This window comes from Sphingomonas sp. 2378 (genome assembly GCF_038084995.1).
GTDB lineage: Bacteria > Pseudomonadota > Alphaproteobacteria > Sphingomonadales > Sphingomonadaceae > Sphingomonas.
On record NZ_JAXCMJ010000002.1, the window covers coordinates 145932 to 164478 of the forward strand.

General features: G+C 66.6%; 25 protein-coding genes and 1 tRNA gene. 6 read left to right on the forward strand and 20 right to left on the reverse strand.

The features are described 5' to 3' along the window. Window positions 1-29 precede the first annotated feature (29 nt). The 6 genes from SM191_RS01790 to folK form a co-directional block, all read right to left on the reverse strand. Window positions 30-353 carry a hypothetical protein gene (locus tag SM191_RS01790; RefSeq protein WP_267435292.1) on the reverse strand — a complete coding sequence of 108 codons (324 nt, stop codon included), beginning with the start codon at window positions 351-353 and terminating at the stop codon, window positions 30-32. Continuing rightward, window positions 350-676, reverse strand: coding sequence for a hypothetical protein (locus tag SM191_RS01795; RefSeq protein ID WP_267435291.1), 327 nt, complete (start codon window positions 674-676; stop codon window positions 350-352). The genes SM191_RS01790 and SM191_RS01795 overlap by 4 nt, the downstream gene beginning before the upstream one ends. 144 nt (window positions 677-820) lie before the next feature. Beyond that, a complete protein-coding gene (locus SM191_RS01800; protein WP_267435290.1) occupies window positions 821-1165 on the reverse strand; it encodes a hypothetical protein in 345 nt (114 codons plus the stop codon). Window positions 1166-1183: 18 nt separating this feature from the next. Continuing rightward, window positions 1184-1630, reverse strand: a complete 447-nt coding sequence (locus tag SM191_RS01805; RefSeq protein ID WP_306997804.1) for a helix-turn-helix domain-containing protein — start codon at window positions 1628-1630, stop codon at window positions 1184-1186. A 343-nt stretch (window positions 1631-1973) separates the two neighbouring features. Beyond that, window positions 1974-2049 (reverse strand) — tRNA-Lys (locus tag SM191_RS01810). A 20-nt stretch (window positions 2050-2069) separates the two neighbouring features. Next, complete coding sequence (gene folK / locus SM191_RS01815; RefSeq protein ID WP_341504710.1) at window positions 2070-2546, reverse strand: 2-amino-4-hydroxy-6-hydroxymethyldihydropteridine diphosphokinase; 477 nt, start codon at window positions 2544-2546, stop codon at window positions 2070-2072. 22 nt (window positions 2547-2568) lie between these two features. Here folK and SM191_RS01820 point away from each other — a divergent pair, with 22 nt between their 5' ends. Continuing rightward, window positions 2569-3243 (forward strand): uracil-DNA glycosylase, encoded by a 675-nt coding sequence (locus SM191_RS01820; protein ID WP_341504792.1) that lies wholly within the window; start codon window positions 2569-2571, stop codon window positions 3241-3243. A gap of 32 nt (window positions 3244-3275) precedes the next feature. Here the strand turns inward: SM191_RS01820 and aguB are convergent, their stop codons facing one another. From aguB to SM191_RS01840, 4 genes are all read right to left on the reverse strand, one after another. Continuing rightward, window positions 3276-4124 carry an N-carbamoylputrescine amidase gene (aguB, locus tag SM191_RS01825; RefSeq protein WP_341504711.1) on the reverse strand — a complete coding sequence of 283 codons (849 nt, stop codon included), beginning with the start codon at window positions 4122-4124 and terminating at the stop codon, window positions 3276-3278. Window positions 4125-4143: 19 nt separating this feature from the next. Beyond that, on the reverse strand, window positions 4144-5166 hold the full coding sequence (locus tag SM191_RS01830) for a hypothetical protein (RefSeq protein WP_341504712.1): 1023 nt from the start codon (window positions 5164-5166) through the stop codon (window positions 4144-4146). Window positions 5167-5356: 190 nt separating this feature from the next. Next, on the reverse strand, window positions 5357-6334 hold the full coding sequence (locus SM191_RS01835; RefSeq protein WP_341504793.1) for an agmatine deiminase family protein: 978 nt from the start codon (window positions 6332-6334) through the stop codon (window positions 5357-5359). 5 nt (window positions 6335-6339) lie between these two features. After that, window positions 6340-7971, reverse strand: coding sequence for a M28 family peptidase (locus SM191_RS01840; protein ID WP_341504713.1), 1632 nt, complete (start codon window positions 7969-7971; stop codon window positions 6340-6342). Between the two features lie 93 nt (window positions 7972-8064). Here SM191_RS01840 and SM191_RS01845 point away from each other — a divergent pair, with 93 nt between their 5' ends. Further along, window positions 8065-8205 (forward strand): hypothetical protein, encoded by a 141-nt coding sequence (locus SM191_RS01845; protein WP_341504714.1) that lies wholly within the window; start codon window positions 8065-8067, stop codon window positions 8203-8205. Between the two features lie 75 nt (window positions 8206-8280). On the opposite strand, the gene rpsD is transcribed toward SM191_RS01845, so the two are convergent. Next, window positions 8281-8895, reverse strand: coding sequence for a 30S ribosomal protein S4 (gene rpsD / locus SM191_RS01850; protein WP_042490485.1), 615 nt, complete (start codon window positions 8893-8895; stop codon window positions 8281-8283). Window positions 8896-9053: 158 nt separating this feature from the next. Beyond that, window positions 9054-9290 carry a hypothetical protein gene (locus tag SM191_RS01855; protein WP_341504715.1) on the reverse strand — a complete coding sequence of 79 codons (237 nt, stop codon included), beginning with the start codon at window positions 9288-9290 and terminating at the stop codon, window positions 9054-9056. A gap of 106 nt (window positions 9291-9396) precedes the next feature. Between SM191_RS01855 and SM191_RS01860 the strand changes: the two genes are divergently transcribed. Then, window positions 9397-9705, forward strand: a complete 309-nt coding sequence (locus tag SM191_RS01860) for a chorismate mutase (RefSeq protein WP_341504716.1) — start codon at window positions 9397-9399, stop codon at window positions 9703-9705. Between the two features lie 153 nt (window positions 9706-9858). Here the strand turns inward: SM191_RS01860 and SM191_RS01865 are convergent, their stop codons facing one another. The 6 genes from SM191_RS01865 to rpiB form a co-directional block, all read right to left on the reverse strand. Further along, window positions 9859-10584: an RNA methyltransferase gene (locus tag SM191_RS01865; protein ID WP_341504717.1), complete on the reverse strand. Its 726-nt coding sequence runs from the start codon at window positions 10582-10584 to the stop codon at window positions 9859-9861. 2 nt (window positions 10585-10586) lie between these two features. Next, on the reverse strand, window positions 10587-10907 hold the full coding sequence (locus SM191_RS01870; protein WP_341504718.1) for a GIY-YIG nuclease family protein: 321 nt from the start codon (window positions 10905-10907) through the stop codon (window positions 10587-10589). Between the two features lie 178 nt (window positions 10908-11085). Then, on the reverse strand, window positions 11086-11553 hold the full coding sequence (gene nrdR, locus SM191_RS01875) for a transcriptional regulator NrdR (protein ID WP_306997778.1): 468 nt from the start codon (window positions 11551-11553) through the stop codon (window positions 11086-11088). Beyond that, window positions 11554-11745, reverse strand: a complete 192-nt coding sequence (locus SM191_RS01880; protein WP_306997776.1) for a hypothetical protein — start codon at window positions 11743-11745, stop codon at window positions 11554-11556. Between the two features lie 11 nt (window positions 11746-11756). Beyond that, window positions 11757-13055, reverse strand: coding sequence for a serine hydroxymethyltransferase (gene glyA, locus SM191_RS01885; protein WP_341504719.1), 1299 nt, complete (start codon window positions 13053-13055; stop codon window positions 11757-11759). Window positions 13056-13076: 21 nt separating this feature from the next. Next, window positions 13077-13520 (reverse strand): ribose 5-phosphate isomerase B, encoded by a 444-nt coding sequence (gene rpiB, locus SM191_RS01890; RefSeq protein WP_341504720.1) that lies wholly within the window; start codon window positions 13518-13520, stop codon window positions 13077-13079. 88 nt (window positions 13521-13608) lie between these two features. Here rpiB and SM191_RS01895 point away from each other — a divergent pair, with 88 nt between their 5' ends. After that, on the forward strand, window positions 13609-14088 hold the full coding sequence (locus tag SM191_RS01895) for a hypothetical protein (RefSeq protein WP_341504721.1): 480 nt from the start codon (window positions 13609-13611) through the stop codon (window positions 14086-14088). Window positions 14089-14288: 200 nt separating this feature from the next. On the opposite strand, the gene hemA is transcribed toward SM191_RS01895, so the two are convergent. Together hemA and murI are read right to left on the reverse strand one after the other, a co-directional pair. After that, window positions 14289-15530 (reverse strand): 5-aminolevulinate synthase, encoded by a 1242-nt coding sequence (gene hemA / locus SM191_RS01900; protein ID WP_341504722.1) that lies wholly within the window; start codon window positions 15528-15530, stop codon window positions 14289-14291. A 288-nt stretch (window positions 15531-15818) separates the two neighbouring features. Continuing rightward, on the reverse strand, window positions 15819-16616 hold the full coding sequence (gene murI, locus SM191_RS01905) for a glutamate racemase (protein WP_341504723.1): 798 nt from the start codon (window positions 16614-16616) through the stop codon (window positions 15819-15821). Window positions 16617-16720: 104 nt separating this feature from the next. Between murI and plsY the strand changes: the two genes are divergently transcribed. Then, on the forward strand, window positions 16721-17326 hold the full coding sequence (gene plsY, locus SM191_RS01910; protein ID WP_341504724.1) for a glycerol-3-phosphate 1-O-acyltransferase PlsY: 606 nt from the start codon (window positions 16721-16723) through the stop codon (window positions 17324-17326). Next, on the forward strand, window positions 17323-18402 hold the full coding sequence (gene dprA / locus SM191_RS01915) for a DNA-processing protein DprA (RefSeq protein WP_306997767.1): 1080 nt from the start codon (window positions 17323-17325) through the stop codon (window positions 18400-18402). The genes plsY and dprA overlap by 4 nt, the downstream gene beginning before the upstream one ends. The last annotated feature ends 145 nt before the right edge of the window (window positions 18403-18547 follow it).

Consider the following 18547-nt stretch of genomic DNA (forward strand, 5'->3'; position numbering starts at 1 on the left):
CTGTGCAAACTATTCCACGCGCGTTCCGATCAGCCCCTGAGCGCCAGCATCGCCTCGATCGACCAGGCCCGGACCGCCGATATGGCGGCCGGCCGCAGATGGATGAAACGCTGCCGACGATCGCGTGGATCCGCGACCCGCCTCACCAGTCCTTCGGCTTCCAGCGTGTTGAGCCAGCGCAGGCCGGTCGTCGATGCGACACCGGCGCCGATACAGGCCGACGAGGTCGAGATCGCTTGCCCCTCCACATGCGCGACGAACAGGTCGAGCAGCATGTCCCATGCGGGGTCGGAGAACAGCCGCTGGCTGAAGTGGCGCGCCCGCGCGCGACGCTGACGCAGATAGGTCTTCAACCAGTCGGAAATCTCGCGATCGCCCGGCGATCCAGCGCGACTCCCACCACCATGCTCAGCAGGCAGGGAATCGACCACAGCGTGGCCAGCGCGGTGTAGATTTGCTGATTGTACGGCCCCGCCAGCGCGGCGGCGGCGTGGCACAGCACGGTCAGAAGCTGCGCCGCCGTCATCCAGATCGGCCAGAAGGACCGGCTGATCAGCATGAGGTGGCCCAGACCGATCAGCAGACAGAAATCCACCGTCGCGACCGTCAGATGCACCGAGCCCCAATTCCGATTCAGCTCTTCCGCGACGCCGGTCGCTATGACAGCCGCAAGCACCAAGGCTGCCGCCCATCGCGCGTCCCTCCCTCCAAAACATGCCGCGAAGATCAGGCTGGATACGGTGAGCAAGAGGAACATCGCTGGAACCATCGCTTGGACCAACACACCTACCCGCCCACCGTCAATGCCGGATCGGTTCGATCAGGCCACAGCCCGCACGGGCTCGGCCAGCTTCGCATAATCCAGCGGCGTCGGCCCCGGACAGCCGAAGCTGGTTTCCGCGATATTGCTGCGCCGCTGAACGCTGGTCATCAGCGAAACGGCCGATGCCATGGTGCCACGCGCGGAGACCAGATCGGACTGGCTCTGATGAACGGCGGCCAGGATCTTCTGCGTCTCGTTCACCGGGATATTGGTGTTGGTGCTCGCCTCGATGAAGGACAGCGTCAGGCGCGCCGCGCTGCTCAGCGCCTCGTCATATTGGCGGATCGCGTTCCGAGTCGTCTCGGCCACCCGGGCGGCGTTATTCGGTTCGATGTTGAGCATGTTACCTCCGGCCGGGGCTCAGCTCAACGCGTGCAGAGCCCCCACGAATAGAAGAATGAAACCGGCGGAAAACCCCGTCATGACACAGGCCACCCGCACCATCGCGAGCAGGCGCTCCTTTGACGACAAGCGATTGGGATGTCCGCCGATTGGCGGAAGCTTCAGGGTTTCCCTCCAGAACCCCTGCGGCTCCCGCTGCACCTCGTCTGCCTCAGCCTCGACGGTCGGTGGAAGCTGTTCCGGTGGTGATCCCAATCGTTGGGATAGCTCGAATTCCGACAGGATACGGGCCGCGACGCGCCGATCGCTGACCCCCAGCCTGGCGACCGCGGCCTTGATGTACGTATCGACGGAACCGGGCGCGAGGCCCAGGATCGGGCCGATCTCCTTGGATCGCAAACCCTGCCCGACCAGGCGCAAGCATTCCTTCTGCCGCTCAGACAGCAGCTTCGCCGCGTGCTCCAAGTTGCCCCCGTTAACCATCGTGCACGATTATGACCCCAGGAGCGCTGGAAAGACAGGACATTCAGTCCGCCACCCGCGCTGGATCGCCCCCTTCACCGCGATTCGATCGGCGAGCCCAAATGGTTGCGACAACACGAATCATGCCCTGCGATTATCCTCGATCAACCCCACCGCAGATAGGAGCGGTTTGGATGTCAGACCAGTCCATTCCGGTTGGAAATCCCGCCTGGCGATCAGGCGCCCAGGCTGCGACGCGCTCGCGATCAGGGCGCACGGGTATCGGATATCCCGCGCCGCGCCGCCAAATTTGGGTAAGGGCATGAGACGCCCTGAAACACCCCCGTGGTGGGTCCGCCGGGACTCGAACCCGGGACCTCTCGATTAAAAGTCGCTTGCTCTACCAACTGAGCTACGGACCCTCCATCGGGGTGAACGCGACCTAGGGACGTGGACGCCTGCGGTCAACACCATGTCGCAATTGGCGGATGCGGCGGCCGTTCCACGGATCGCGCCACGCCCCCGCGATCGCCGCCAGCGGGTGGAGGACGAAGGTGCGCTGCGCATAGGCGATGTGCGGCACGGTCAATCCCGCCGAACGCCACCGCCCGCCCGACCACAGCACGATGTCGAGGTCGATCACCCGCGCGCCCCAGCGCCGGCCGCGCCGGCGCCCGAAGTCGCGTTCGATGGCCTTCAACCGCGCCAGCATCTCGGGCGGGGTCAGCGGGCTGCGGACCAGCGCGGCGGCATTGGCGAAGGCGCGGATCGACGGGCCGAGCGGCGCGGTGGTGAGGATCGGCGACACGGCATAGACGCCGTCCAGCGCCGCCAAGGCCGCGCGAACCTCGTCGCGCGGACCGCCATGCCGCCCGGGACGGTTGGAGCCCAGTGCGATGGCATAGCTTGTCGTCGTCATGTCACCCGACTACCCGAGCGCGATGCCCGATGCATCCCTTCCCGCCGTCCCCGCGCCCCTGATCCCCATCCAGCCGCCGCGCGACTGCCCGCTCTGCCCGCGTTTGGCAGCAGTGCGCGAGGTGGTCGCCGCCGAATATCCCGGCTGGTGGAACGCGCCCGTCCCGCCCTTCGGCGATGCCGATCCCTGGCTGGCGGTTGTCGGCCTCGCCCCCGGCAAGCATGGCGCACACCGGACGGGCCGCCCCTTTACCGGCGACGGCGCGGGGCCGCTTCTCTATGGCACGCTCGCCCGGTTCGGTCTGGCCGAGGGGAATTTCGAGGCGCGGGTCGATGACGGCCTGACGCTGACCGGCGCGGTCATCCTGAACGCGGTCAAATGCCTGCCGCCCGAGAACAAGCCGACGCCCGACGAAATCCGCACCTGCCGCTCCTTTCTGGAACGGGAACTGGCGGCGCTGCCCCGGCTGAGGGTCGTGATCGCGCTGGGCCAGATCGCGCACCAGTCGGTGGTCAAGGCGCTGGGCGGGCGGCTGCCCAAGGCCCGCTTCGCGCATCTGGCCGAACACCGGATGCCGGGCGGCGGACCGGTGGTGCTCGATAGCTACCACTGCTCGCGCTACAACCAGAATACCGGCCGCCTGACACCCGAGATGTTCGAGGCGGTCTTCGCGCGGGCCGTGGAGTTGCAAAGATAAACCATCCCTCCCCCGCAAGGGGAGGAACAGGTTCAGATATCCTGCACCAACCGTCCGTACAGTTCCGGCCGCCGGTCGCGGAAGAAGCCGAACGCCGCGCGGTGGCGCTTCACCCGGTCGATATCGAGGGTGGCGACGATCACCCCCTCTTCCTCGCGGCCCAGCTCGGCCAGGATGTCGCCGCGCTCGTCGCAGATGAAGCTGGTGCCGTAAAAGGTCTGGCCATGTTCGCAGCCGACCCGGTTGGCCGCGACGATCGGCACGACGTTGGACACGGCATGGCCGACCATTGCCCGCCGCCACAGCCGCGCGGTGTCCAGGCTGTCGTCATGCGGCTCGCTGCCGATCGCAGTGGGGTAGAACAGGATCTCCGCGCCCATCAGCATCATCGCGCGCGCCGTCTCGGGATACCATTGGTCCCAGCAGATGCCGACACCCAGCTTGGTCGCGGGACCATCCCACACCTTGAACCCGGTATTGCCGGGGCGGAAGTAGAATTTCTCCTCATATCCCGGACCGTCCGGGATATGGCTCTTGCGATAGACCCCCGCGACCTTGCCGTCAGGATTGATCATCGCCAGCGAGTTATAGTGGTGCGGGCCGTCCGCCTCGAAGAAGCTGGTCGGGATGTGGACCTTCAACTCGGCGGCGAGTGCCTGCATCGCCAGCACCGCCTTATGCTCGGCGGTGGGCTTGGCATTGCTGAACAGCCCTTCGTCCTCGACGCGGCAGAAATACTCGCCCTCGAACAGTTCGGGCGGCAAGATCACCTGCGCACCTTTGGCCGCCGCCTCGCGGACAAGGCGGGAGACCTCGGCGATGTTGCGGTCGATATCGGCGGTGAAGGCCAGTTGCAGCGCGGCGACGGTGATCTGGGTCATGGCGACGCCCTTTAATGGCTCAACTTTCCTCCGTCACGCGCCGAGTGCCAAGTCGCGCCCGCAATTCGTCGAGGAAGCGCCCGGGCTCGTCCAACCGCAGCACGATCGCGCGCACCGGCTCGCCCCGCCAGCGTGAACGCGGCGGCAGCGGCTGGGCAAGACGCAGGATCAGATTCGGCCAGGCGAGCAGCGCGACGTTCCAGCTGTCCCCGGCGCGGACCGTCTCGCCATCCGGATTCGCCGCCACCTCGGCGATCGCGTCATAGGGGATCGTCCGGTCCACCAATATCCCGGCGCGGATTCGCACCCCCGTTTCGGTCAGCAACACAGGCGCGAGTCGCAGCGACTTGATCAGGCCGATCAGATAGACCAGCGACACATCGCTGATGACGAACAGGACCAGCGCCAGCGCCCGGTTCCAATGCGCGACCAGCAGATGTGTCACCCCGATCTCGACGCACGACAGGAGAAGCAGCGCGATCATCATCGGCTGAAGATGCCGGTGATAGGCGAAGCCGGTCGCCCCCGGCGGCACATCCGGCGCGGCGTTCCAGCGGAACAGCGCCAGATGCAGCAATCGCGCCTCCGCCACCGCGAAGCGGGCGAAGGGCAGAGGAAAGACCTCGGCGAGCAGGGCGACCCAACGTTCCGAATCGCAGCGGTTCCAATGCCGCACCCGCTCGCCCCCCCGCCACAGCCCCCAGCCGCCGTGCAGGCCGATCGCCGCCACCGGCACCGCCAGCGCCCAGGGCATCGCCACCAACGCCGCGCGGATCGGCGGGGGCGACAGGCTGAACACCGCCATCCCCGCCGTCGCCAATGCCGCGATCCCCGCTCGCCATCCCGGACGGCGATCACGCGCGATCAGGCCCAGCATCATCGCATCCGATGCGATCCACAGGAACAGCAGCGCCGCGATACGGGGATAGGCCAGGGCGACCGGCAGGCGGAGCAGCGCCGCCGCGCCTATGATCACCATGGGAGGGACGATCGCCGACGGACTCAGGCGACGGGGCGAGCCGGTCGAGCGAGCAGTCATCATGGCGCGTTCCCTCCGCAAAGGTGCGGACATGCTATCGCACCGAACGGGCCGCGTCATGCCTTTCCCCACCCTCCGTTCAGCCTGAGCGAAGTCGAAGGCCGAACGGGGGTTGGGGGTGTGCCCCGCAAATAAAAGGCCCGCGCTCTCTTCCGAAAGTGCGGGCCCTCATACCCCGAACGGGATCAGCGCATCACCGCGCCGGAATCTGCTGCGAGATACAGTGGAAGCTGCCGCCGCCGGTCAGGATCGCGTCGGCGCGCAGGCCGACGACCTCACGGTCCGGGAAGATCGCCTGGATCGCCGCGACGCCCGCCGCGTCATTCTCGCTGCCATAGAGCGGCACGACCACCGCCGCATTGCCGATATAGAAGTTCATATAGCTGGCGGGCACGATCTCCTCGTCGCGCAGCACGCGGCCCGGCGACGGGATGGTCACGACCTCCAGCCCGGCGGCGATCGCGTCGCGCTTGGCGACCATATAGACCTGCCAATTGGGATCGTTCTCCGCCGCTTCCGGCAGCGCGATCCGGTTCGGCCCGACGAAGCGCGCCAGATTGTCGACATGGCCGTCGGTATGATCGTTGAGCAGCCCGTCCCCCAGCCACACCACGCGGGTCAGCCCCAGATCCTTCGCCAGCCGCCCGGCGATCTCCTCCTCGGTCAGTTCGGGATTGCGATTGGGGTTGAGCAGGCATTGGCGCGTGGTGACGACCAGTCCGGTGCCGTCCCCGTCGATGGCGCCGCCCTCCAGCACCCAGTCGCAAGGCGTCGCGGCGATCCCGCGATCCTCGGCCAGCCGACCGCCGACCGTGTCGTCACCGGGCAGGTCATATTTGCCGCCCCAGCCGTTGAAGCGGAACAGCCGCGCCGTGCCGTCGCCGGTGACGATCGGCCCGGTATCGCGCAGCCAGATGTCGCCGAAGGGCTGCACCACCACATCGGCGGCATCCCCCGCCATGGCGCGCGCCGCATCGGCGGCTTCGCCATCGGCGGCGACCAGAATCACCCGCTCGCCCCGGCCATCGGCATGCACCGCGCGGGCAAAGGCCAGCACCTCCGCGCGTGCGGGCTCCAGATCCTCTTCCCACAATTCCGGATGGCTGGGGAATCCGATCCATACGGCCTCATGCCGGGCCCATTCGGGCGGTGGAGGCGTGGTCACGGGCATCGTGGTCACTGGGCATTCTTCCTGCTTTGATCGCGGATACCGCGAAATTCGGCGGTGGGATACCAGTTGGGCCACAGGCCCGGCCGGTCCGCCAGCGTCCTGCCCAATTGATAATAGACCGTCAAATCCTCGACCGCGCCCGACCAATCCCAGTTGGGATCATATTCGTCGGCAGGCTTGTGATAGCGGTGCGCGACATAGTCCTCGCTCGCCTTCTTGCCCGCCGCGACGCCGCCCATCACCTTGTCCTGTCCCGACCCGCCGTCGAGCATCGGCACGCCCAGCTTGGCGAAGGAGAAATGGTCGGAGCGGTAATAGCTGCCCCGCTCCGGGTTCGCTTCCTCACCGATATAGCGGCCTTGCGCGCCGACCAGCCCCTTGGCCAGATCCTCGATCTCGGACTTGCCCTTGCCGACCAGAACGAAGTCCTTCGATCGGCCGGTGACGTTCAGCCCGTCCATGTTCACCCCGCCGACCGTGCGGGCGAGCGGGAAGACCGGATGCTGCGCATAATAGCCCGAGCCGAGCAGGCCGCTTTCCTCCGCCGTCACCGCCAGGAACGCGATGGAGCGCTTCGCCGGCCCCGCCTTGGCCTGCGCCTCGGCCAGCGCGACCAGGCCCGCCACGCCGCTCGCATTGTCGAGCGCGCCGTTGCAGATATCGTCGCCGTCCACCGCGTCGCAGCGGCCCAGATGATCCCAATGCGCGGAATAGAGGACATAATCCCCCGACTCGGTGGTGCCGGGCAGCAGGCCGATGACATTCTTCGACGCCTGACGCCGGATCGCGTTGGTGAAGCCGCCCGACAGGGTCAGGCCCAGCGGCACCGCCTTGAACCCCTTGGTCTGCGCCGCTTTGGTCAACGTGGCGAGATCCTTGCCCGCCGCCTTCAGAATGCGCTCGGCCATCGGTTGTTGCAGCCAGCCGATGACCTGGCTCTGGTCCATATGGTCGCCCGCCTCGTCCAGTTCGAGTTGCGGCCCGGTCCACGACGACTGCACCACCGCCCAGGGGTAGGCCGCCGGTTCGGTCTGGTGCACGATCAGCGCGGCGGCGGCGCCATGTTTGGCGGCATTCTCGAACTTGTACGGCCAGCGGCCATACCAGGTCATCGCCCGCCCCTCGAACGGGCCCTCGCGCCCCATGGTCTGCCAGTCGGCGTCATTGACCAGGATGACCACCGTCTTGCCACGCACATCGACCCCGGCATAATCGTCCCAGCCCTTTTCGGGCGCGGTGATGCCGTATCCGACGAAGACCATCTCGCTGTTCGCCAGATCGATGCGCGGGGTCACGCGATAGGTGCCGACGACCATGTCGGTGCGATAGGCGAGCGGGATCGGCGCGCCCTTGCCCTTGACGGTAAAGGGCTGGACGTCGGTGGCGGTGATCTCGACCATCGGCACGTCCTGGGTCCAGCTTCCCTTGTTGCCGGGTTTCAGCCCCGCCTTCTGGAAACGGTCGATGATGTAGGCGACCGTCTTGTCCTCGGCGGGGGTGGTGGGTGCGCGCCCTTCATATTCGTCGGAGGACAGGGTTTGCGTGACCGTTTTCAGCGTATCGACCGAAATGGCGGGCCTGTCCTGCGCCATGGCGGTGCCCGATAGCAGAAGGGACAATAGGACCAGACGGCGCATGATGAACTTCCCCTTTGTTATGCTCGCCTTGTGCCCGGCGTCGGGGTTCAGGGCAAGCTTGCCAAAGGGCGGCGGGGGCTTCAGTCTGGCGATATGAAAAAGCTGTCACCTCCGGCCGTGCTGGTCATATTCGGCTTTGTCGGCCTGCTGTTCGGCAAGTTCGGCCTGTTCTTCCCTCTGGGAATGGCGGCCGCCGTCATCGTCGCGATCGTGCAGAACAAGCAGCCAGAATAGCGGGGACAGGGCGACGCGAAACGAAAAAAGGCGGCCCCGAAGGACCGCCTCTTCGCATTCGGTAGGACCCGAAACTTAGCGCGAATAGAATTCGACGACCAGGTTCGGTTCCATCTTCACCGGATAGGGCACCTCGTCCAGGGTCGGGATGCGGGTCAGCGCGACCTTGGTGTTGCCGTCGGCGGTGACGTAGTCGGGCACTTCACGCTCAGCGAGCTGCTGCGCTTCCATGACCAGCGCCATTTCGGTCGCCTTCGAGCCCAGCGAGATTTCGTCGCCGACGAAGCAGCGACGCGACGCGATGTTGCACTTCACGCCGTTGACGCGGATGTGACCGTGGCTGACCAGCTGGCGCGCGGCGAAGATCGTCGGCGCGAACTTGGCGCGGTACACGATCATGTCCAGACGCTGCTCGAGCAGGCCGATCAGGTTCTGCGAGGTATCGCCCTTCATGCGGGCGGCTTCCTGGTAGCAGGCCTTGAACTGCTTCTCGGTCACGTCGCCATAATAGCCCTTCAGCTTCTGCTTGGCGCGAAGCTGCAGACCGAAGTCCGACATCTTGCCCTTGCGACGCTGGCCGTGCTGGCCGGGGCCGTATTCCCGCTTGTTGACCGGGCTCTTGGGACGACCCCAGATGTTCTCGCCCATACGGCGGTCGAGCTTGTACTTCGCGCTCTGACGCTTCGACATGTATATTCCTTAGCAACTACGAACGACGTTGGTCCCGGTATCGCACCATGCCCGTCTTTGTGGGACGAGCGCAGGCCCACCGCTTCACCGGGATGCGGGGGCAATTGCGAAGGGGCGCGCCTAGCGGACAGGCCCACCCGAGTCAAGCGAAGCGGGGGTCAGTTGCCCTGTGCGGTGGTCATGCGACTGGCCGCATCCTCGACATCCTTGCGCGCATTGGCGGCGATCATGTCCCACTCCTCGCGCGTGTGGCAGACGCGACGTCCGCCCAGCCGGGATCCCGTGGTCCCCTCACTGCGACAGATCGTCCTTTCCTTGTCCTTCACCTTGGGCGGCGCGGGCGTCGGTTGAACCTCCTGCCCCGTCAGGGCCAGCAACAGCAAACCGGTCAGCATCGTCCTATCTCCCGTCGGAACAGCATGTTCGGCAAGCTAACGCGATCCGTCGCCCCATCGCAAGCCGGGCTGGACAGCAGGGACGCCGCCCGGCAGAGCCCTTCCCATGACTCAGATCCTCGCCGGACCCGATTGCACGACCATGGCGGAGGTCCGCGCAGGCGTGGACCAGACCGACCGTGAGTTGGTCGCACTGCTGGCGCGCCGCTTCGCCTATATGGATGCCGCCGCGCGGATCAAACCGACCCGCGACCGGGTGCGCGACGAGGACCGCAAGACCCAGGTGATCGAACAGGCGCGCGCCGAGGCGAAGCGGCTGGGTGTGCCCGAGGCGGTAATCGCGGAGATGTGGGAAACGCTGGTCGAGGGATCGATCGCCTATGAACTGGCGACGTTCGACCGGACGCGCGGGTAACGGCGCCCTTCCCCAATCTCCGTTCAGGCTGAGCGAAGTCGAAGCCCAAGGGACAAGCTCCGCCGAACACCCCGATCGGCGTGGGCTTCGACTTCGCCCAGCCCGAACGGAGGGATGGTTACCGGGCTGAACGGGGCTTTGGGATTTGCCCCCTTACCGCTGGCGGGGCCGCGCCAGCGTCGAGAGCACCCCGCGCAACGTGCGGATTTCCTGGCTCGACCAGCTCGGCTTGGTGAGCAGGGTGCGCAGCGTGCGCTTGGTCGCGGGCGTGCGATCCTCCGGGAAGAAATAGCCCGCGCCGTCGAGCATATCCTCCAACTGGCCGATCATCCCGTCCAGCTCCCCCTGCGGCGCGACCTCCGGCAATGCGACCTCGGGCGGCTGGGCCAGCGCCATGCCCTTCGACCATTCATAGGCGATCAGGATCACCGCCTGCGCCAGATTGAGGCTGCCGAATTCCGGGTTGATCGGCACGGTGACGATCTTGCGCGCGATCGCCACGTCGTCGGTCTCCAGTCCCGAGCGCTCCGGGCCGAACAGGAAGGCGGCGCGGCCGGTCGTATCGGCATGGATTTCGCGCGCGGCCTCTTCCGGCGTGACGACCGGCTTGGTCACGCCGCGCTTGCGGACGGTGGTGGCATAGACCTGCGAGCAATCGGCAACCGCCTCGGCGACGCTCTCAAAGACCTTGGCCTGTTCCAGCACGATGTCCGCACCCGAGGCCGCGGGCCCGGCCTGCGGATTGGGCCAGCCGTCGCGGGGCGTGACGAGGCGCATCTCGACCAGCCCGAAATTGAGCATGGCGCGCGCGGCCTTGCCGATATTCTCACCGAGTTGCGGGCGGACCAAGACGATGACGGGGGGTTGGCTGTTCGACAAAATCAATCTTCCGTTCGCCCTGAGCGAAGTCGAAGGGCACGTTCGGAGCGCGGTATCGCGGCTTCTTTGAGTGTCGTCCAGTCCGATGCGATCAGGGCCTGCTTCTTGGTGCGGGACCAGCCTTTGATCTGGCGTTCGGCGGTCAGGGCTTCGTGGCGGGTGGGGAAGTCCTGGGTCCAGGCCAGTTCCACCGGGCGGCGGGTCTGGGTGTAGCAGGGGAGGTCGCCGGATTGATGCTGGGCGATGCGGTGTTCGAGATTGTCGGTATGGCCCGTGTAGAAGCTGCCGTCCGAGCAGCGGAGGATGTAGCAGTAGAAGGCCATCTTGCCCGGTTCCCATCGACCAATCGCCCGATGCTATCGCGACAATGGTTGGGGGCAAGGCATTCCCTTGGGCTTCGACTTCGCTCAGCCCGAACGGCTGTTTTTGCCAAGCCCGAAATCCCCACAGCCGTTCAGGCTGAGCGAAGTCGAAGCCCACGCCCGAACGCTCGCCACACGCCTACTCCCCCTTGGGCGCGACCTCTTCCACCGTCCCCGCGAACGCCTCGAAATCCTTAGCCTCGCCGAACTCGCGGTACACGCTGGCGAACCGGATATAGGCGACCGAATCGAGACCTTTCAGCCCCTCCATCACCATCTCGCCGATGCGCTTGGAGGACACTTCGCCCTCGCCGCTGGTTTCCAACTGGCGCTGGATGCCGGACACGAGCTTCTCCACCCGCAGCGGATCGATCGGGCGTTTGCGCGTGGCGATGGCGATGGACCGAAGCAGCTTCTCACGGTCGAACGGCTCACGCCGATCCTCGCTCTTCAGCACGAACAGTTCCCGCAACTGGATGCGCTCGAAGGTGGTGAAGCGCGCGCCGCAGCCTTCGCACTGGCGGCGACGGCGGATGGCCGCCCCATCTTCGGTGGGGCGGCTGTCCTTTACCTGACTGTCTTCATGGCCGCAGAAGGGGCAGCGCATTCAGGCCTTCTTCTTTGCCTTGAAATAGGCGTAGCCGGCACCCGCCGCCGCGCCCAGGACCGGGCCGACGAACGGCACCGGGATCGCGACCACGGCGCCGAGCGCGCCCCATTTCGCCATGCTCTTGCCCAGGCCCGGCGTCGACTTGATGTCGTTCTGGACTTCGGAAATCTTCTGGTCGATCTTGGCCATCGGTAACGTCCTTATCCCTGATAGATCGGAAAGCGCGCGCAAAGCTCACGCACACGGGCACGAACGTTCGCCTCGACCTCCGGGTCCCCATGTTCGCCCTTGGCCTTCAAACCGTCGAGCACATCGGCGACCATATGGCCGATCTGCTCGAACTCCGCAGGGCCGAAACCGCGCGTGGTCCCGGCAGGCGAGCCGACGCGAATGCCGCTGGTCTTCATCGGGGGCAGCGGATCGTTGGGGATGCCGTTCTTGTTGCAGGTGATGCCCGCGCGCTCCAGCGCCTCGTCGGCGTCGCGGCCGGTGATGCCCAGCGGGGTCAGGTCGACCAGCGCCAGATGCGTATCGGTGCCGCCCGCCACCAGGTTCGCCCCGCGCGACTGGAGCGTCGCCGCGAGCACGCGGGCATTCTCCACGACCGCCGCGATATAGGTCTTGAATTCGGGCTGGAGCGCCTCGCCGAACGCGACCGCCTTGGCGGCGATGACGTGCATCAGCGGGCCACCCTGAAGGCCGGGGAAGACCGCCGAATTGATCTTCTTCGCGATGGCCTCGTCATTGGTCATGATCATGCCGCCGCGCGGACCGCGCAGGGTCTTGTGCGTGGTCGTCGTCACGACATGCGCATGGCCGAACGGGGTCGGGTGCAGGCCGCCCGCGACGATGCCCGCGAAATGCGCCATGTCGACCATGAAATAGGCGCCGACCTCGTCCGCGATGGCGCGGAACTTGGCAAAGTCGATGACGCGCGGATAGGCCGATCCGCCCGCGATGATGATCTTGGGCTGGCTCTCGCGCGCGATCCGGGCGACTTCGTCATAGTCGATCAGGTGCGTTTCGGGATCGACGCCATACTGGACCGCGTTGAACCACTTGCCCGACAGCGCCGCCTTGGCTCCGTGGGTCAGGTGCCCGCCCGCATCGAGCGACAGGCCCATGATCGTGTCGCCGGGCTTGGCCAGCGCCAGCATCACCGCACCATTCGCCTGCGCGCCCGAATGCGGCTGGACGTTGACGAAGTCGCAACCGAAAATCTGCTTGGCGCGGTCGATCGCAAGCTGCTCGACCTCGTCCGACGGGGCGCAACCTTGGTAATAGCGCTTGCCCGGATAGCCCTCGGCATATTTGTTGGTGAAGACCGAGCCTTGCGCCTCCATGACCGCCTTGGAAACGATGTTCTCGCTGGCGATCAGCTCGATCTGGGTCTGCTCGCGCTCCAGTTCGTGGGACACACCGGCGAAGACGGCGGGGTCGGCATCGGCCAGGGTGCGGGTGAAGAAACCGGCGGGCTGGACGTCGTTAAGCGTGCTCATGGGGTGCGTATCCTCGGGCGTTCAATTCTGGGCGGGCGCGGCGGACAGCATGTCGACGCGACGCTGATGACGTCCGCCCTCAAACGGGGTGGACAGGAAAGCTTGCAGACAGGCCTTGGCCATTTCCTCGCGGATGACGCGCGCGCCCATGGCGATGGCGTTGGCGTCGTTATGCTGGCGGGCGAGCGCGGCCGACAAAGGCTCGGACACCAGCGCGCAGCGGCAGGCGGGGTTGCGGTTGGCGGCGATCGAAATGCCGATACCCGAGCCGCACAGCGCCACGCCGCGCTCGGCGCGACCATCGGCCAGCGCCTCGCCCACCGCCCGGCCGAAATCGGGATAGTCGACGCTCGCGGTGCCATCGGTGCCGAGGTCGAGCACCTCATGCCCCTCACCACGCAGCCAGTCCGCCAGCACGGTCTTCAACGAGACGGCGGCATGATCGGATGCGATCGCGATGCGCATGGGACGGGCGCTCCTGACGGGGTAGGAATGGAATGGGTGCGCCTTTACGCGCGCTCGGAGCGGATGGCTACCCCTTCGGTCGCGGAACATGGGGCGGGGTAAGGCGGTTCTGCGCGAGATGAAGCGCATCCTGATCCTGTCCGCCCTGATCGCCGTCACCGCCTGCTCGCGCGAAACGCCCGAAGTCGTGAACAACACCGCCGCCGCCTCGGTCGGGGGGCCCGGCGCGACCGCCACGGCGGGTCCGGCGGGGGACGGATCGACCTTCACCGGCATGCCCAAGGCCAAGGCCCCGGACTATGTCGGTCGCTGGATCGGGGTGGAGGGGATGTATCTCACCATCAGGCACGCCGCGACACCGGGCCGTTACCGGTTGGAGATGCAATGGGACCTCGACCATAAGGGCGCGTTCAAGGGCGATGCGGTGGGCGATGCCATCGTGTTCGAGCGCAACGGCGTGCGCGAGACGCTACGCCCCACCAATGGCGATGCGACGGGGCTGAAATATCTGGCGGGCAAGACACAGTGCCTGACCGTGAAGACCGGCGAGGGTTATTGCAAGAAATAACCTTGATCCTCCCCGGCGAGGATTCCTCTGCGAAACTCCACCCGCACCATCCCGGCGAAGGCCGGGATCCAGTTCCGGGATGATCGTAAATGACCCTAATCGGCTCCCAACTGGACCCCCGCCTTCGCCGGGGTGGTGCGTGAGAGGATTGGAAGGTGAACTTTCGCAACGATCCCCTGCCAGGAGAGGAAGGGTAATCCTTACGCTGCCATCTTCAACTCGAGTCGCTCCCAAATCTCGACCAGCGCCGAAACCAGTTCCGCCATCATTGCTTCGTCATGGGCGGGCCCCGGCGTGAAGCGCAGGCGCTCGGTGCCGCGCGGCACGGTCGGGTAGTTGATCGGCTGCACGTACACGCCATATTCGGCGAGCAGGATATCGCTGATCTTCTTCGCCTTGACCGGGTCGCCGACCATCACCGGCACGATATGCGTCTCGCCCAGCATGACGGGCAGCCCTGCCTCACGCATCATCGCCTTGAGCTTCGCGGCGGCGGCCTGCTGGCCCTCGCGCTCGACCGAACTTTGCTTGAGGTGGCGCACGCTCGCCAGCACGCCCGCGACCAGCACCGGCGACAGCGAGGTGGTGAAGATGAACCCCGGCGCATAGGAACGGATCACGTCGACGATCATCCGGTCGGCCGCGATATAGCCACCCATCACCCCGAACGCCTTGCCCAGCGTCCCCTCGATCACGGTCAGCCGGTGGGCGACCTGGTCGCGCTCCGAGATACCGCCGCCGCGCGGGCCGTACATGCCGACCGCGTGCACTTCGTCCAGATAGGTCAGCGCATTATATTTGTCGGCCAGGTCGCAGATCGCCGCGATCGGGGCGACATCGCCCTCCATCGAATAGACGCTCTCGAACGCGATCAGCTTGGGCACCGCCGGATCGGTCGCCGCCAGCAACTCCTCCAGATGCGCCAGGTCGTTGTGGCGGAACACCTGCTTCTCACACCCCGAATTGCGGATCCCCGCGATCATCGAGGCGTGATTCAGTTCGTCGGAGAAGATCACACAGCCCGGCAGGATCTTGGCGAGCGTCGCCAGCGTCGCCTCGTTGGAGACATAGCCGCTGGTGAACAGCAAAGCCGCTTCCTTGCCGTGCAGGTCGGCGAGTTCGCCTTCCAGATCGACATGGTAATGCGTGTTGCCGCCGATGTTGCGCGTGCCGCCGGACCCTGCGCCGACATCGTGCAGCGCTTCCTCCATCGCGGCGATGACCTTGGGATGCTGTCCCATCGCCAGATAGTCGTTGGAGCACCAGACCGTAATCGGCTTGGGTCCGTTATGCCCGGCGAAACACCGGGCATTGGGGAACATGCCCTTGTTGCGTAAAATGTCGATGAAGACGCGATAACGTCCCTCGGCGTGCAGGCGGTCGATCGCCTGGGTGAAGACGCGGGAATAATCCACGCGCGCGTCCGTGCCCTCGATGCTCATGGGGTCGCAATGTAGGCCGAAGACGTAAATGAATCGAGTCGGGAACTGCGCTTACTGTGATCGATCATGGTGGACATATTGTCCCAAGGGGTGATCGGTTCCTGATGCGGACGGTTCGCAACGCTCCGCCCCCTACCCCACCTCCGGTCAGGCATGCCGCCGTTCGCACTGAGCGAAGTCGAAGTGCATGGGATGGGTTCGCGGCAAGGCTTTCCCTTGGGCTTCGACGTCGCTCAGCTCGAACGGAGGTGGTGGCGATTAGAATGCCGGGCCTGGGATATGGGCGGTTTACAGCGCCTCGATGCGCGAAAAGCCCCGCGCCGCCAGTCCCGGTCGCAACGCGGCCTCGCGGTCGCCCAGATGCGTGAACACCGCCACACCCTCGCCCGCCGAGTCGGGCCAGTCCTGCCCCTGGGTGAGGAACGCGATTCGCCGCGCGATTCCGGGCCCGCCATCGACGAAGCGCACCGCATGGGGCGACGCTGCGGCCAGTTCCGCCTCGACCAGCGGGAAATGGGTGCAGGCATTGACGATCACGTCGATGGCCTCGCCCCCCTCCTGCCCGAACAGCCCGTCCAGCACCGCCACGAAGGACTCGCGCGACAGCGGTTCGCCCCGCAATTTCGCCTCGGCCAGTTCGACCAGTTCCGCCGAGCCATGCCGGATCACCCGGCAATCGCCCGCGAACCGTGTCGCGAGATCGTCGACATAGGCCTGCCGCACCGTCGCGCGGGTGCCGAGCACGCCGATGGTCCGCGTCTCGCTCATCGCGGCGGCAGGCTTGATCGCGGGCACCGTGCCGACTACCGGCAGATCGAGCGCGGCGCGCACGGCGGGCAGCGCGATGGTCGAGGCGGTGTTGCACGCGATCACGATCAGGCGCGGTCGATACCGCTCCGCCAGCCGCCCCAGCAGCGCGGGAACGCGCCCCGCAATCTCCGCCTCGCTCTTCTCGCCATAAGGAAAGCCCGCGCTATCTGCGACATAGACGAAGGGCGCGGTCGGCAACGCCGCGCGTGCAGGGCCTGCGATCGACAGCCCGCCGACGCCGGAATCGAAGAACAAAATGGGTCGCACGTCGCTCATCGCGGCCTTGTAAGCGGCTTGGCCGAACGAAACCAGCATGTCGCCGGATTGGACAGGCGATGGCCGATGTTCTATGTCTGTACCCGGAGCACAGGGGAAGACTATTGCCGACCGAAATCATCTGGGGGCCGCCGACCTGGGCCTTGCTGATCGGCTATCTGCTGGGATCGATTCCCTTCGGCATCATCCTGACGCGGGCCACGGGCGCGGGCGATCTGCGCAAGCTCGGTTCGGGCAATATCGGCGCGACCAACGTGTTGCGCACGGGCCGCAAGGGACTCGCCGCCGCGACCCTGATCCTCGACCTGTTGAAGGGCGTCGCCGCCGTGCTGATCGTCCGCCACTGGCTGCCCGGTGAGGAAGTGCTGGCGGCGGCCGCCGCGTTCATCGGCCATTGCTATCCGATCTGGCTGAAATTCCGGGGCGGCAAGGGTGTCGCCACGCTGATGGGCGTCGTCACCGCGCTCTACTGGCCGCTAGGTGTCGTCTATGCGGTGGTGTGGCTGGGGCTGCTCGCCATCGTCCGCATCTCGGCGGTGGCCGGAATGGCGGCGGCGATCAGTGCGCCGCTCGCCGCGGCGGTGATGGGGCGGTTCGACCTGGTCCTCCTGCTGATCGCGCTGGCGCTGATCGTCATCTGGAAACATGGCGCGAATATCGAGCGGTTGCTCGCTGGGACCGAGCCGCGCATCGGTCGCAAGAAGCCGTGAGCGACGCCCGGTTCGCGCAGCTTCGGCTGTTGCGGACGCACGGCATCGGGCCCGTCACCTGGCGGCAATTGATGGCGCGCTTCGGCGATGCGGCGGCGGCGCTGGAGGCGCTGCCCAGTCTTGCCCGGCGCGGCGGCGGCGAGGCTCCCAAGGCTGCCGATCCCGCGCTGATCGCCCGGGAGATCGAGGCGGTCGGACGGCTTGGCGCACGGCATGTGCTGTTGGGCGAGGCCGACTATCCCACTTTGCTGGCAGAGCTGGATACCGCCCCGCCCGCGCTGATCGTGCGCGGCGACATGGGGCTGGCGCAGCGCGGCGGGGTGGCGTTGGTCGGTGCCCGCAATGCCTCCGCCGCATCCTGCCGCTTCGCGCGCGGATTGGCGCACGATCTGGCCTCGCACCGCGTCCCCGTCACCTCCGGCCTCGCACGCGGGATCGACACGGCGGCGCATATCGGCGCGCTGGAGGGCGGGACGATCGGCGTCATCGCCAGCGGCATCGACATCGCCTTCCCGCCCGAAAACGCGCGGTTGCAGGAGGAAGTGGCGACACGCGGCCTGCTGATCGCCGAACAGCCGCCGGGGACGCAGCCGCTGGCGCGCCATTTCCCCTCGCGCAACCGGATCATCGCAGGGCTGGCACAAGGGACGGTGGTGGTCGAGGCCGCGCCGCGTTCCGGCTCGCTCATCACCGCCCGGCTGGCGGGCGAGGCGGGGCGAGAGGTCATGGCGGTGCCCGGCCACCCCGCCGATCCGCGCGCGCAAGGCTGCAACATGCTGATCCGGGAGGGCGCGACGCTGATCCAGTCGGCGGGGGATATATTGGAACAGATCCGCCCCATCGACCCGCGCATGGTCCGCGCACCGGGCAGCATCTATACGCCGCCGCTTCCCCAAGAGGCGAGCGATGCCGACCGCGCCCGCGTCACCGACCTGCTCGGCCCGGTGGCGGTGACGGTCGACGAACTCATCCGCCAGAGCGGGCGCCCCCCGGCGATCGTCCAGACGATCCTCTTGGAACTGGAACTGGCCGGACGACTGGAGCGCCATGCCGGGGGCCGGGTGGCGCTGGGGTAAGCGCATCGCGTGGCCTTCGACTTCGCTCAGGCGGAACGGGTGGTGGTATGTGCGACCTATATCCCAGGCTCCGTTCCGCCTGAGCGAAGTCGAAGGCCACGCCCCGACACCCGCTACACTCGAACCAACCCCGCTTGACGGCCCC